We start from the raw sequence: 13,010 nt of genomic DNA on the forward strand, positions 1-13,010 counted from the left end.
TCCTTCCGAGGCCCCTCGCAGGGTGCGCGTATCCGCTTCAGCTCTTCAGGGCGGCGTAATGATCAGAACCGGTCAACTCCGGCCGCTGCCCAGAGCCTTGCGGGTGACCTGGGGGAGCGCGGCCGGTGCCTGCTCGATCCGGAGCGCGAGAGCCGGGCAGCGGCGCACGGCCCGTTGGGCGCGCCCCCGCAGATGCATCGGCACGGTGGCGTCCGCGACCAGGGGGTAGCCGTCCGGGCCGAGCCGGATCAGCTCCGGCACGATGTCCGCGCAGAGCCCGTGCCCCTCGCACAGCGTCCAGTCGACCAGCACCTTCTCGCCGCTCGGCACGCCTTCCTCCCGGTATCCAGCCGAGGGCAGCGGCAGCACGCCGACCGTGGGCCGGCCACAGCCCCCGCCGAGCACATGGGCCGCGAGGTCGTCCGTGAAAGCGGCCAGCGTCGAGGCGAGGAAGCGGGCCGAGCCGTCGGGGTGCTTGCAGGCGCCGCGGCCCTTCACCGCACCCGTGACCTCGCGCAGCGCCTCCAGGGCGGCCGGGCCGCCGCCGTTCAGCACATCGGCGAGCCCGCCCGCGACGGCCGGAAGGCCCAGCCTGCACGGGCCGCACTGACCCGCCGTCTCCGCCGCCAGCCACTCGGCCACGCGCAGCGCCTCGCCGAGCGCGCACGTACCCGGCCCGATGGGCAGGATGGCGCCGGCCCCGAGTGCGCCGCCGAGCGCCGAGAGCGAGGCGCGCGAGACGGCCGCGTCATGGGCGGCCACCGAGTTGAGCCAACTGCCGTGATAGCCGCCGGTCAGCACGCCCTGCGGCAGCGAGGGCGCCCCGGCCAGCTGGAGGACGTACCGCAGCGGCACTCCGGTGGGGACCTCGATCACCATCGGGCGGGCGACCGCCCCGGACAGCGTCAGGAGGACGGTGCCGGGCTCGCCCGGCTCGCCGGTGTTGCAGAAGCGGCGCGGGCCGAGCCGGGCGGCCACCGCGAGCTGCGCGAAGGTCTCCGCGTTGGACAGCAGCGTCGGGGCGCCGCCGACCCCCGACTCGGCGGCCCGCTCGCGGCGGCCCGGCGGCAGGGCGGGGCCGCCGTCCACGGCCCGGATCACGGCGGAGGCCTCGCCGGAGACCATGCGCTCGGGGGTGCGGACCACGCGGGCACGCAAGGGGGAGCTGCGCTTGTCGGCCAGGCCCCGCTCGTCGAGCGCGGCGCGCACGGAGGCCTCCGTGGAATCGCGGGTGACGGCGATGACCAGGGTGCGGGCGCCGAGGGCCTCGGCGGCCAGCAGAGCGCCGTCCAGGACGAGATGGGGGGCCCGGCACACCAGGACGGTGTCCTTGCGGCAGGCGGGCTCGCCCTCGCTCGCGTTGACGACGACGACCGGGCGTATGCCGCGCCGGATCGCCGCGGAGGCCACCGCCCGCAGTTTGCGGCCGAAGGGGAATCCGGCGCCGCCGCGGCCGTTGAGCGCGATGTCGTCGGCGAGCCCCGCCAGGCGTTCGCCGTCGACCGGCTTCAGCGGGCCGTGCACCTTGAGGTGCATCGGCAGGGCCAGGCGCTCGACGAGGTCGAAGCCCGCGGTCAGATGGGGCAGGCCGACGACGCGGACCTCGGGTACATCGGGGAGGGGCGTGTTCATGGTCGTACTCCTGCGGTTGCGGGCACCGTCACGGGCGTTCCACCGAGGAGCCCGGCTGGGGGTGCCAGGGCTCGCCGGCGGCCGGCGGCTGGTAGGGCGCGGACGGCGCGGGGGCGGGCAGCGGCTCGGGGGGACGCGGCGCGGGCGCGGGCCAGCGGGCGGGCGGGGGAGCGGAGGGGGCAAGCGAGACCGCGCGGTAGCCCGCCGAGATGCCGGTGCCCGCGTCCTTGCGGGCTTCCTGCCCGGCGGCCGGACGGTAGCGGGGCAGCGACTCGTGCGGGGGCTCGTACAGGGGGCGCGGCGGCTCGAACTGCCGCGTCTCTTCGAGGAGTTCATAGGGGGGCTGTGCACCACGCAGTGGCTGCGTCGGCCGCGCCTCAAAAGAGGATGCGCCCAACGAGTCGTAGGGCGGCGCCTCGTAGGGCGGCTCGAAGGCCGGCGATCCGTAGGGCGGCGCGTCGTACGTCTCGTACGTCGGCGGTGCCGTGGGCCGCGGCGGCACGGCGGGCTCCGCCCGCTCGCCCTCCGTGCGCGGCCTGAAGGCGGCCAGCCGGGCGGCGATGCGGCGCTTGACCGGGCGGGGGAGCGCGCGTACGGCCAGCGCGCCCACGACTCCCGCCAGGCTCAGGGCGTACATCGTCACGACCCAGCCGGCCGGAGGGCGGCCCGCGTACAGGCCGTGCACCAGTGCCGAGCACCAGGCCGGATAGGCCAGCATGTGCACCGCGCGCCAGCGGCTCGCGATGCGGCCCGGGGTGGCGAAGGCGCTGCGCATCGCGCCCGTGGCGGCCGTGAGGACCATCAGGATGCCGGCCAGCGACCCGAAGCCGATCAGGCCGGACGCACCGGTCATGCCGAGCCCGAACGGGACCACGGCGCCGAGCAGGCCGACATGGCCGAGCGCGATCTTGACGGTGACGTGAAGCAGCAGGAACCCGATCGAGGCGACCGCGGTCGCGCGGTGGACGGCCTGTGCCATGAGGCGGTCGCGCGGGGTGAGGAAGAGGCGGTCGGTGGCCAGCAGGCCCCAGGCGACGGAGGCGGTCAGGGAGACCAGCGACAGGACGCCGGCGGTGAAGTCCAGGGCGGCGCGCAGGGCCCCCGACGAGAGGAGTGCCAGCGGCGGTATGAGCAGGGCGACGACGCCCAGTGCGGCGGCGGAGAGCCCGCCCCTGCGGGCCGGACGGCCCCGGGCGGCGTTCTGGCGCGGGCGGAGCGGGTTGAGCGGATTGCGAGGTTTCATGGTGGGGCGACTCCGAATGGTTCGGCAAAGCGGTCCCGTGGCGGCATGCTAGGTCGCCCCATACCAGCCGGTACGGGGTTTGAGCGGTTGCCCCAGAAGAGGGCGGTACGCGGAGTAACCTCGCCCCCGGGCACCCCCCGGGGGCATGTGCGGGCACCCCCCACGGGTACTCCGTGCGGCCCTTGCGGGGCCTGCGGTACCCTGACGCCATGCGTGCCGTACGCCTTCTGCTTAGCGAGCCGCGCTGAACACTCCCGACCGATGAAGAGATCCGGTCGGACTCGGCGCGGCGCCCCCTCCTGTGCGAGGGGTTTTTTCGTTTGGCGATTCGATGGCGGATCGACGGACGAACGCTCGTAACCGCTGGCAGAGACGATCGATGGAGCTTTGAGGACATGAGCGAGACGAATACCGCTGCCGCCGCAGAGACGGCCGCGCCGCACCGCTACACGGCGGCCATGGCCGCCGACATCGAGGCACGCTGGCAGGACTTCTGGGACGCCGACGGCACCTACGCGGCGCCGAACCCGACGGGCGACCTGGCCGGTGACCCCGCGGTCGTCGCCCGGCCCAAGAAGTTCATCATGGACATGTTCCCGTACCCCTCGGGCTCGGGTCTGCACGTCGGCCACCCGCTGGGCTACATCGCCACCGACGTCTACGCCCGCCACCAGCGCATGACCGGCCACAACGTGCTGCACACGCTGGGCTTCGACGCCTTCGGCCTGCCCGCCGAGCAGCACGCGGTCGCCACCGGCACGCACCCGCGGGTGTCGACCGAGGCCGCCATGGACAACATGAAGCGCCAGCTGCGCCGGCTGGGCCTGGGCCACGACAAGCGCCGGTCGATCGCGACGATCGACCCGGAGTACTACAAGTGGACCCAGTGGATCTTCCTGCAGATCTTCAACTCCTGGTACGACACCGACGCGCAGAAGGCCCGCCCGATCGCCGAGCTGGTCGCCGCGTTCGAGGACGGCAGCCGTGAGGTCCCCGGCGGCCGTGACTGGGCCGCGCTGAGCGAGGCCGAGCGCGCCGACGTCCTGGGCGAGTACCGCCTGGCGTACGCCTCCGACGCGCCGGTCAACTGGTGCCCCGGCCTGGGCACCGTCCTGGCCAACGAGGAGGTCACCGCCGACGGCCGTTCCGAGCGCGGCAACTTCCCCGTCTTCAAGTCCAAGCTGCGCCAGTGGAACATGCGGATCACCGCCTACGCGGACCGCCTGATCGACGACCTGGACGCGCTGGACTGGCCGGACGCCATCAAGCTGCAGCAGCGCAACTGGATCGGCCGCTCCGAGGGTGCCCGCGTCGACTTCAAGGTCACCGACACCGACGCGATCACCGTCTTCACGACCCGTCAGGACACCCTGTTCGGCGCGACCTACATGGTCCTGGCGCCCGAGCACGAGCTGGTCGACACGATCGTCCCGGCCACCTGGCCCGAAGGCACCCACGACGTGTGGACGGGCGGCCACGCCTCCCCGGCCGAGGCCGTGGCCAAGTACCGCGCGTTCGCCGCGGCCAAGTCGGACGTGGAGCGCCAGGCCGACGCCAAGGAGAAGACCGGCGTCTTCACCGGCGCGTTCGCCACCAATCCGGTGAGCGGTGAAAAGGTTCCCGTCTTCATCGCCGACTACGTACTGATGGGTTACGGCACCGGCGCGATCATGGCCGTCCCGGCGCACGACACCCGCGACTTCGCCTTCGCGCGCGCCTTCGAGCTGCCCATGCGCTGCGTCGTGCAGCCCGACGACGACCGCGGCACCGACGCCTCGACGTGGGACGAGGCGTTCGGCTCCTACGACGCGAAGCTGGTCAACTCCGCCAACGGCGAGATCTCGTTGGACGGCCTGGGCGTCGTCGAGGCCAAGGCGCGGATGACCGACTGGCTGACCGAGCGCGGCATCGGCGAGGGCACCGTCAACTTCCGGCTGCGCGACTGGCTGTTCAGCCGCCAGCGCTATTGGGGCGAGCCCTTCCCGATCGTCTACGACGAGGACGGCATCGCCCACTCGCTGCCCGAGTCGATGCTGCCCCTGGAACTGCCGGAGGTCGACGACTACTCGCCGCGCACCTTCGAGCCCGACGACGCCGACACCTCGCCGGAGACCCCGCTGTCCCGCAACGAGGACTGGGTCAACGTCGAGCTGGACCTGGGCGACGGCGTCAAGAAGTACCGCCGCGAGACCAACACCATGCCCAACTGGGCCGGTTCCTGCTGGTACGAGCTGCGCTACCTGGACCCGCACAACAGCGACAAGCTGGTCGACCCCGCCATCGAGCAGTACTGGATGGGCCCGCGCGACGGCATGCCCACCGGCGGTGTCGACCTGTACGTCGGCGGCGCCGAGCACGCCGTGCTGCACCTGCTGTACGCGCGCTTCTGGTCCAAGGTCCTTTTCGACCTGGGCCACATCTCCTCGGCCGAGCCGTTCCACAAGCTGTACAACCAGGGCATGATCCAGGCGTACGTCTACCGGGACAGCCGCGGTTTCCCGGTGCCGGCCGCCGAGGTCGAGGAGCGCGACGGGAAGTTCTTCTACGCGGGCGAGCCCGTCAAGCGCGAGCTGGGCAAGATGGGCAAGTCCCTGAAGAACGCCGTGACTCCGGACGAGATCTGCACCGAGTACGGCGCCGACACCCTGCGTCTGTACGAGATGGCGATGGGCCCGCTGGACGTCTCGCGCCCCTGGGACACCCGCGCGGTGGTCGGCCAGTACCGGCTGCTGCAGCGGCTGTGGCGCAACATCGTCGACGAGGCGACCGGCGAGGCCACGGTCACCGACGCCGAGCCCGACGAGGCGACGCTGCGCGCCCTGCACAAGGCGATCGACGGCGCCGGCGGAGACCTGGCGGGGCTGCGCTTCAACACCGCCATCGCCAAGATCACCGAGCTGAACAACCACCTGACCAAGGCGGGCGGCCCGCTGGCGCGACCGGTGGCCGAACAGCTGGTGCTGCTGATCGCCCCGCTGGCTCCGCACATCGCCGAGGAGCTGTGGCGCAAGCTGGGCCACACCGACTCCGTGGTGCACCGCGACTTCCCGGTCGCCGACCCCGCCTACGTCGTGGACGAGGCCGTGACCTGCGTCGTCCAGATCAAGGGCAAGGTCAAGGCCCGCCTGGAGGTTCCGCCGACCATCTCCGACGACGAGCTGGAGAAGCTGGCGCTGGCCGACGAGGGCGTCGTCGCGGCGCTGGACGGCGCGGGCATCCGCAAGGTCATCGTGCGTGCACCGAAGCTGGTGAACATCGTCCCCGCCTAGGGGCCGAAACGGCAGTGGGGGCTTTCCCCTACGGGCAGGTTGGGGGTTCCGCGGGAACCCACGGCCTGCCCGTTCCGTTTACGGTGGAGGGGACGATGCCGACCGACCGAGGGGACGTTCATGGAAGCCGCGATCCTGATCATGGCGCTGCTGTTCGTCGCCTTCGTGGCGCTCGGTGTGTACGTGACGGTCAAGGTGGTCGGGGCCGCCAAGCGCGGGGTGGAACGGACGGTGACCCAGGCCCGGCGGACGGTGGAGGACACCACGCTCAAGGCCAAGAGCGTGGGCCAGCCCGGGGTCGCCGGCCAGCTCGCCCAGCTGCGGCTCTCGCTGCGCAACTCGATGCGGGCCACCCAGGAGGCGCTGCACGCGCGCCTGGCCGAGGACGAGTCCCTGAAGGAGTCGCTCGCGCTGTTCGAGCGGCTCAGCGGGCACGGCCACGAACTGGACGACGAGCTGAGGCGCCTGGAGCGCGAGCCGGACAAGCGCAAGATCGCTGAGCGGATGCCCCAGCTCCGCGAGCGCACCGAGCGGATCACGCACGCGGCGGACTCCTTGCGCTGGGCGGCCCGGGACCGGGCACGGCAGTTCGCCGACGACGACCTCGCCTCGCTCAGCCAGCAGATCGAGATGGAGTCGGGCGCCCTGCGGGACTGGTCGGTCAAGGGGCCGACGACGGGTGAACACCCGTCCTGGGACGACGTTCCGGGCCACCCCGCGCCGTCCGCCCAGGCACCGCAGGCGATAGGCCCGGCCCAGCAGCCGGTCACCTACCCGTGGCAGAAGGCGCCCCGCCCCGAAGCGACGAGCTGATCGCGTGTCCGTGGCAGAAGGTGCCCCGCCCCGAAGCGACGAGCTGATCGCGTGTCCGTGGCGGAAGGGGACGCGCCCCGAAGCCATCGGTCGATCACGCACCTGCGGCCGAATGCCTCCGCCCCGAGGCGCGGGCCGATCACGCACCCGTAGGCAGAACCCGTAGACAGAAGGTGCCCGCCCCGAAGTCGTGGGCAGAACCGGCGAACACCAGGTCAAGGCGCTGGAACAGGCCGCCACGGGCTGACCCGAACTGATCACTGACCCAGGGCCGGGCTGCCGCGCAGCGGCCTCGGCGGGTAACCTCCCGCTCATGTCCCGCCATGTCGCGATCGTCACCGATTCAACGGCCTATCTGCCGCCGCAGACGATGGAGCGGCACGGCATCACCGCAGTGCCGCTGACCGTTGTCCTGGGGGACCAGGCGCTGGAGGAGGGCACCGAGATCTCGGCCCGTTCCCTCGCGCTCGCCCTGCAGAAGCGACGCCCCGTCACCACTTCCCGGCCCAGCCCCGAGGTGTTCGCGGCCGCCTACCGCAGGGTCGCCGAAGCGGGGGCGACCGCGATCGTCTCGCTGCATCTGTCGGCCGAGTTCTCCGGCACCTACGACGCCGCCGTGCTGGCCGCCAAGGACGCGCCGGTGCCGGTGCGGGTAGTCGACACCGGGATGGTCGCGATGGCCCTCGGCTTCTGCGCGCTGTCCGCGGCCGAGGTCGCCGAGGCGGGCGGCTCGCTGGACGAGGCGGTGGCCGCCGCCGAGAAGCGGGCCGATGCGACCTCCGCCTTCTTCTACGTCGACACCCTGGACTATCTGCGCCGCGGCGGCCGGATCGGGGCCGCACAGGCCCTGCTCGGCTCGGCCCTCGCGGTCAAGCCGCTGCTCCAGCTCGACGGCGGCCGGATCGACATGCTGGAGAAGGTCCGCACCGCCTCGAAGGCCATCGCGCGTCTTGAGGAGATCGTGGTCGAGCGGGCCGGGAGCAGCCCGGTCGACATCGCGGTGCACCATCTCGCGGCGCCGGACCGAGCCGCCGCGCTTGCCGAACGGCTGCGGGCGCGGGTGCCGGGCCTGGTCGACCTGCACATGAGCGAGGTCGGAGCGGTGATCGGCGCGCATACGGGACCGGGGCTCCTGGGCGCCATCGTCTCGCCGCGCTGAGCCGGACTGCGAGCCCGCCCCGGGGCCCCGGACCCGCGCGATCCGCTCCTCAACTCCCTCTTACGGGTGGCCGAGTTATCCACAACTAGGCGGTTTTCCACGGAAATTGAGGGTGCTCAGCGAGCTTCGGCCCGGGTGCCTAACGTCTCGTGACATGGCAATCCGATCACCACGCACCGCCACGAGCGGACCGGGCCGGGCCCCCGGCTCGGACGGCCGGGCCCGTCCCGGGTACGGCCGCCGAGGCCGCGCCACCCAGGCCCCTGTATCCGTCCTGACCGCACGAAGCCGCGCGGACGCGCTCTTCCTGCCACCCCCGCCCGGCATGGCGGCCTCGCCGCCCGAGCCGGCTCCGCCACCCGCACCGGCCGCGGCGACGGCACGCACCCTCGGGCAGTCGGCGCTTGCGCCCGAGCGGCTCGTGCCTGAGCGGCTCCTGCCCGAGCGGGAGGTGCGGGGCCGGGGCGCGGCCCACTGGAACGAGCGCCCGGAAAGAAATCCGCCCCTGTCGGACGCTTCGGCCGTCCCCCCTCCAGCTGTCGTGCTCGGCGTACGCGAACGGGTGTCGGCGGCCCTGCGGGAACGGCTTCCGTTGTGGGCCCAGTCGAGGTGCGGGCTCGCGCCGCGCAGCCTGGCCGCGCTGTGCGTGGTGCTGGTGGTCGCGGCGGGGTTCGCCATCCACCACTTCTGGGTCGGGCGGCCGCAGTCCGTGCGCGCCCCCGAACGGGTCGACGGGGCAGAGCCTGCGCCGTCGGGGTCCGCGTCCGCGGCTGCGGGGAAGGGGGCAGGCCGCGGCTCAGGGGGCGGGATCGCGGGCGCCGGTGCGATGCCCCGCCCAGTGGCGAACGCGGCGCCGTCACCGGCGGGGGTGCTCGTGGTGGACGTCGGCGGGAAGGCGCGCCGGCCTGGGATCTACCGGTTGCCCAACGGGTCCCGGGTCGCCGACGCGCTGGCCGCTGCGGGCGGCGTGCGAGAGGGCGCGGATCTGACGGGCCTCAACCGGGCCCGACCGCTCACGGACGGCGAGCAAGTGTTGGCCGGGGTGCCGGGTGCGGCTCCGGCCGGGCCGGGGGCCAGCACCGGAGGCGGCGGCTCTGCCGGAGGAGCGGGCGGGCCGGTCAACCTCAACTCCGCCTCGGTGGACCAGTTGGACGGGTTGCCCGGGGTCGGCCCGGTGCTCGCGCAGCACATCGTGGACTACCGCGCTCAGCACGGCGGCTTCCGCTCGGTCGATGAACTGCGTGAGGTGAACGGGATCGGCGAGCGAAGGTTCGACGACCTGCAGCCACTGGTGCGGCTGTGAGCCGCCTTGAGATCCACGCCGGGTCCGGACACCGGCTGGGCGCGGCCAACCCGTTCCGGGAGGGGCCGGCCGACCTGCGACTGGTAGGCCCGGCGCTCGGAGCGTGGGGAGGCACGGCCGCGGCACTCAACTCAACTGCTGCGCAATCAAGTTGGGGTGCGCTTGCATGCCTGGTGGCGGCCGGGGTGCTGGTGGCGCCGACGGCCGGACGAGCGCTGGCGCGGTGGGTCGGGGGCCGGGACCGGGGCAGGGGCGCGAACGCGGGGTCGCGACGTGAGTGGGGCGGGGCGGGGGATCGGGGCGGGGCCGGTGATCGGCATGGGGGGCGGGACCGGGACGGAGATGGGGCTCTGGACGGAGATGGGGCCCGGGACCGGGGCGGAGATGGGGTCCGGGACCGAGATGGGGATGGGGGTGGGGACGGGGTCCGGGATCGGAGTCGGAGCGGGCGCAGTGGGTTGGGCGGCGGGCAGGGCTGTTGGGCTGGTCAAGGGATCTGGCGGTATCGGGGTGCGGTGGCCGGGGTTCTGGTCTGTGCGGCGGCCGGGATCGTGGCCGGAGGGCTGAATGCCGCCGAGACGCGGCGCGGGCCGCTGCCCGCGCTCGCGGCCGAGTTCCGGCAGGCGACCGTGGAGTTGGTGGTGCGCGCCGATCCGCGAGCGACCCGTTCGCCGGGCTGGGGCGGGGCGACGTTCGCGGTGGACACGGAGGTCGAACGGGTCCTGGGTCCGAGCGGCAGGACCGATCTGGTGCATACGCCGGTCCTGGTGATCGCGCCCGCGAGCTGGCAGGGGCTCCTGCCGTCGACCCGGGTGCGGGTGACCGGTCGACTCGCGCCGGGGGGCGAGGGAGTCGCCGCCGTGCTGAAGGCTCCGGGCGGGCCGCCTCGCATCATCGGGCCGCCAACTGTCCTACAACGTATGGCCGGTGAGCTCAGGATCGGACTGCGCAGGGCGGCCGAAGGGCTTGCGCCGGATGCGCGGGCACTGCTGCCCGGCCTGGTCGTCGGCGACACCTCGCGGGTGACGCCCGATCTGAAGGCTGCCTTCGAGGCGACCGACCTGACGCACCTCATGGCCGTGTCCGGAAGCAACCTGGCCATCATGCTGGCACTGCTGATCGGAGCGCCGGGCCGGGCCTTGCTGGCCGAGCGGGGCGGCCTCGCCCCGAGGCTCGGGATCTCCTTGCGGGCGACGGCACTGCTCGGCGGAGCGCTCACGCTCGCCTTCGTGGTGGTGTGCCGGCCGGAGCCGAGCGTGCTGCGAGCCGCGGCCTGCGGGCTGGTCACCTTGCTCGCCATCGGCACGGGCCGACGCAGATCGCTGATCCCGGCGCTGGCCGCCGCCGTACTGCTCTTGGTGCTGTACGCGCCCGAACTGGCCCGCAGTTATGGCTTTATGCTCTCGGTCCTCGCGACGGGGGCGCTGCTCACGATCGCGCCGGGCTGGGCCGAGGCGCTGCGCCGGCGCGGGGTGCCGGGTCGGCTCGCCGAGGTGCTGGCCGCTGCGGGGGCGGCGCAGGCCGTGTGCGCGCCGGTGGTGGCCGTGTTCGCGGAGCGGGTCAGCCTGGTTGCCGTGCCCTGCAATCTGCTGGCCGAGCCGGCGGTGGCACTGGCGACGATCGCGGGCTTCGCCGCCCTGGCCGCCGCTCCGGTCTCCATGGCTGTCGCCAAGTTTCTTGCCTGGTGCGCGGGTTGGCCAGCCGGGTGGATCGCATCGGTGGCCCGTACCGGCGCGGCCCTGCCCGGGGCGCAGTCGGGGTGGCCCGGCGGCTGGCGCGGGGGACTGCTCCTGGCGATCGTGACCGGGGTGGCGGTGCTCACGGCGCGTCGGCTGTCCCGGTATCCCTGGGCGGCCGCCTCGCTCGCGCTTCTCGTCCTGCTCGCGGTGGTGCGGCCCGCCCCACTGACCAGGCTCGTCACCGGATGGCCGCCGCCGGGCTGGTCGTATGCGATGTGCGATGTGGGGCAAGGGGATGCCACGGTGCTTGCCGCTGGAGCGGGGGTGGCGGTGGTGATCGACACGGGGCCGGAGCCCCTGGCGGTCGATCGCTGCCTGCATGAACTCGGCGTGAGCCGGATTCCGTTGCTCCTGCTCACCCATTTCCATGCTGATCATGTTGGGGGTCTCGCCGGGGTGTTGCGGGGCCGATCGGTGGGGGTGATCGAGACGACGGGGTTCGCGGATCCGCCCGACCAGGCCGCGTTCGTCCGGCGCACCGCCGCTGCGGGCGGGGTGCCGGTGACGACCGCCGCGTACGGCGAGCGGCGGGCGTTGGGCGGGCTCTCCTGGGAGGTGCTGTGGCCACCGCCACTGCCACCGCTATCGCCGCCACCGCAGCCGGGCAGGCAGAGCTCAGCACCACCCGGTCTGCCGACGGCACCGGTACCGCCACCGGCATCACCGCTGACGCCGAGTCCGCGCCCGAGTCCGCGCCCGGGGCCGGGGTTGGACGGGCCGAATGACGCCAGCGTCACCCTGCTCGTCCATGCCGCCGCGGGGCTGACCCTGCTGCTGCCCGGCGATCTTGAACCGCCCTCCCAGCGAGGCCTGTTGCGCGAGAACCCGGGGCTCGGGCGGGTCGACGTCCTCAAGGTCGCCCACCACGGCTCGGCGCACCAGGAGCCCGCCCTGCTCAGGGCCGTACGTCCGAGACTGGCGCTGATCTCGGTGGGCCGGGACAACCGCTATGGCCACCCCGCGCCCGGCACGGTCGCCGTGCTGCGGGCATGGGGAGCGGCGGTGCTGCGGACGGACACGGACGGGGCGATCGCGGTCGTGGGAGCGGGGGACTCGCTGAGGGCCGTGCCCCGGGCCGCGGCTCGGGGGAGGGGGCCTTGAGGTGCGGCCCCAATTCAATTGAGGAGCGGCGGGTGCATCCCCAAGTCAATGAACAGTCGGGAAAGTTGACGGCTCAGACGAGCCAGGTGCCCTCGCTCATCAGGTCGCGGTCGGGGATCTCGTTGACCTCGCGCCAGGCCTGGATGCGCTGGGGGGCGACACGGAAGTAGGTGTAGGAGGGGCCGCTGTCGCGCGGGTCCCAGACGAGTTTGGCGGCGAAGGCGTCGGCCGAGGCACCGGGAAGTTCGCCGGCCGGGACGACGGTCGCGGTGCCGGTGATGTGGACGACGTCCCGGGTGTGGCCCAGCGTCACCTGCACCGGGCGGTCGCCGGACTCCAGGTTGCGCAGGGTGGGGTTGGTGCGCCGGGTGCACATCAGGAGCGAGCCGTGTTCCCAGACGAAGGAGAGAGGCATGAGGTGGGGTTCACCCGAGGCGGAGGCGGTCGCGACCCAGGCGTCCTCGTCCTTTTCGAGGCGGGTCAGGACGTCCTGCTTGCGCTGTTCGCGCGTGCGCGGCGGCTCATGTGTCGTCATGTCCCGTCACGGTAGCGGGCGTTGGGGGACAGGTGCCTCGGGCGCCGGACCTAGGACCTCCGGGCCAGGTCGGAGCGGGGAACGGCCGGAAGACGGCCGACTAGGCGCGCACAAGCGGAATGGCCAATTCGGGCCTCTGGTGACAGGTGCCTCAGCAGTGCCCAGGCTCCGCGTTTGCCTCGAACGGCACAACAGTGATCGAATGCGTCTTCGTCA

The 13,010-nt window shown here is 73.1% G+C and carries 8 protein-coding genes; 5 read left to right on the plus strand and 3 right to left on the minus strand.

The window, feature by feature from the left end:
- Positions 1–72 precede the first annotated feature (72 nt).
- On the minus strand, positions 73–1,632 hold the full coding sequence (locus tag IE267_RS33220; RefSeq protein ID WP_189765696.1) for an NADH-quinone oxidoreductase subunit NuoF family protein: 1,560 nt from the start codon (positions 1,630–1,632) through the stop codon (positions 73–75).
- A 28-nt stretch (positions 1,633–1,660) separates the two neighbouring features.
- Positions 1,661–2,875: a ferric reductase-like transmembrane domain-containing protein gene (locus tag IE267_RS33225; protein ID WP_189765697.1), complete on the minus strand. Its 1,215-nt coding sequence runs from the start codon at positions 2,873–2,875 to the stop codon at positions 1,661–1,663.
- A 395-nt stretch (positions 2,876–3,270) separates the two neighbouring features.
- Here IE267_RS33225 and leuS point away from each other — a divergent pair, with 395 nt between their 5' ends.
- The 5 genes from leuS (at position 3,271) to IE267_RS33250 (ending at position 12,259) form a co-directional block, all read left to right on the plus strand.
- Positions 3,271–6,144 (plus strand): leucine--tRNA ligase, encoded by a 2,874-nt coding sequence (leuS, locus tag IE267_RS33230; RefSeq protein WP_189765698.1) that lies wholly within the window; start codon positions 3,271–3,273, stop codon positions 6,142–6,144.
- Between the two features lie 120 nt (positions 6,145–6,264).
- Positions 6,265–6,957 (plus strand): hypothetical protein, encoded by a 693-nt coding sequence (locus tag IE267_RS33235; RefSeq protein WP_161248033.1) that lies wholly within the window; start codon positions 6,265–6,267, stop codon positions 6,955–6,957.
- Positions 6,958–7,270: 313 nt separating this feature from the next.
- On the plus strand, positions 7,271–8,116 hold the full coding sequence (locus IE267_RS33240; protein WP_189765699.1) for a DegV family protein: 846 nt from the start codon (positions 7,271–7,273) through the stop codon (positions 8,114–8,116).
- Positions 8,117–8,270: 154 nt separating this feature from the next.
- Entirely contained in the window at positions 8,271–9,419 is a 1,149-nt protein-coding gene (locus IE267_RS33245; RefSeq protein ID WP_189765700.1) for a ComEA family DNA-binding protein, read from the plus strand.
- Between the two features lie 458 nt (positions 9,420–9,877).
- A complete protein-coding gene (locus tag IE267_RS33250) occupies positions 9,878–12,259 on the plus strand; it encodes a ComEC/Rec2 family competence protein (RefSeq protein ID WP_444545473.1) in 2,382 nt (793 codons plus the stop codon).
- Between the two features lie 73 nt (positions 12,260–12,332).
- On the opposite strand, the gene IE267_RS33260 is transcribed toward IE267_RS33250, so the two are convergent.
- A complete protein-coding gene (locus tag IE267_RS33260) occupies positions 12,333–12,794 on the minus strand; it encodes a pyridoxamine 5'-phosphate oxidase family protein (RefSeq protein WP_189765701.1) in 462 nt (153 codons plus the stop codon).
- Positions 12,795–13,010: the final 216 nt, after the last annotated feature.

The sequence above is a fragment of the Streptomyces xanthochromogenes genome (genome assembly GCF_014650455.1).
Lineage (GTDB): Bacteria > Actinomycetota > Actinomycetes > Streptomycetales > Streptomycetaceae > Streptomyces > Streptomyces xanthochromogenes.

Bases quoted from the DNA above. Each gene is read 5' to 3' on its own strand.
- IE267_RS33220 (WP_189765696.1), bottom strand. From the start codon at position 1,632: ATGAACACGCCCCTCCCCGATGTACCCGAGGTCCGCGTCGTCGGCCTG.
- IE267_RS33225 (WP_189765697.1), bottom strand. From the start codon at position 2,875: ATGAAACCTCGCAATCCGCTCAACCCGCTCCGCCCGCGCCAGAACGCC.
- leuS (WP_189765698.1), top strand. From the start codon at position 3,271: ATGAGCGAGACGAATACCGCTGCCGCCGCAGAGACGGCCGCGCCGCAC.
- IE267_RS33235 (WP_161248033.1), top strand. From the start codon at position 6,265: ATGGAAGCCGCGATCCTGATCATGGCGCTGCTGTTCGTCGCCTTCGTG.
- IE267_RS33240 (WP_189765699.1), top strand. From the start codon at position 7,271: ATGTCCCGCCATGTCGCGATCGTCACCGATTCAACGGCCTATCTGCCG.
- IE267_RS33245 (WP_189765700.1), top strand. From the start codon at position 8,271: ATGGCAATCCGATCACCACGCACCGCCACGAGCGGACCGGGCCGGGCC.
- IE267_RS33260 (WP_189765701.1), bottom strand. From the start codon at position 12,794: ATGACGACACATGAGCCGCCGCGCACGCGCGAACAGCGCAAGCAGGAC.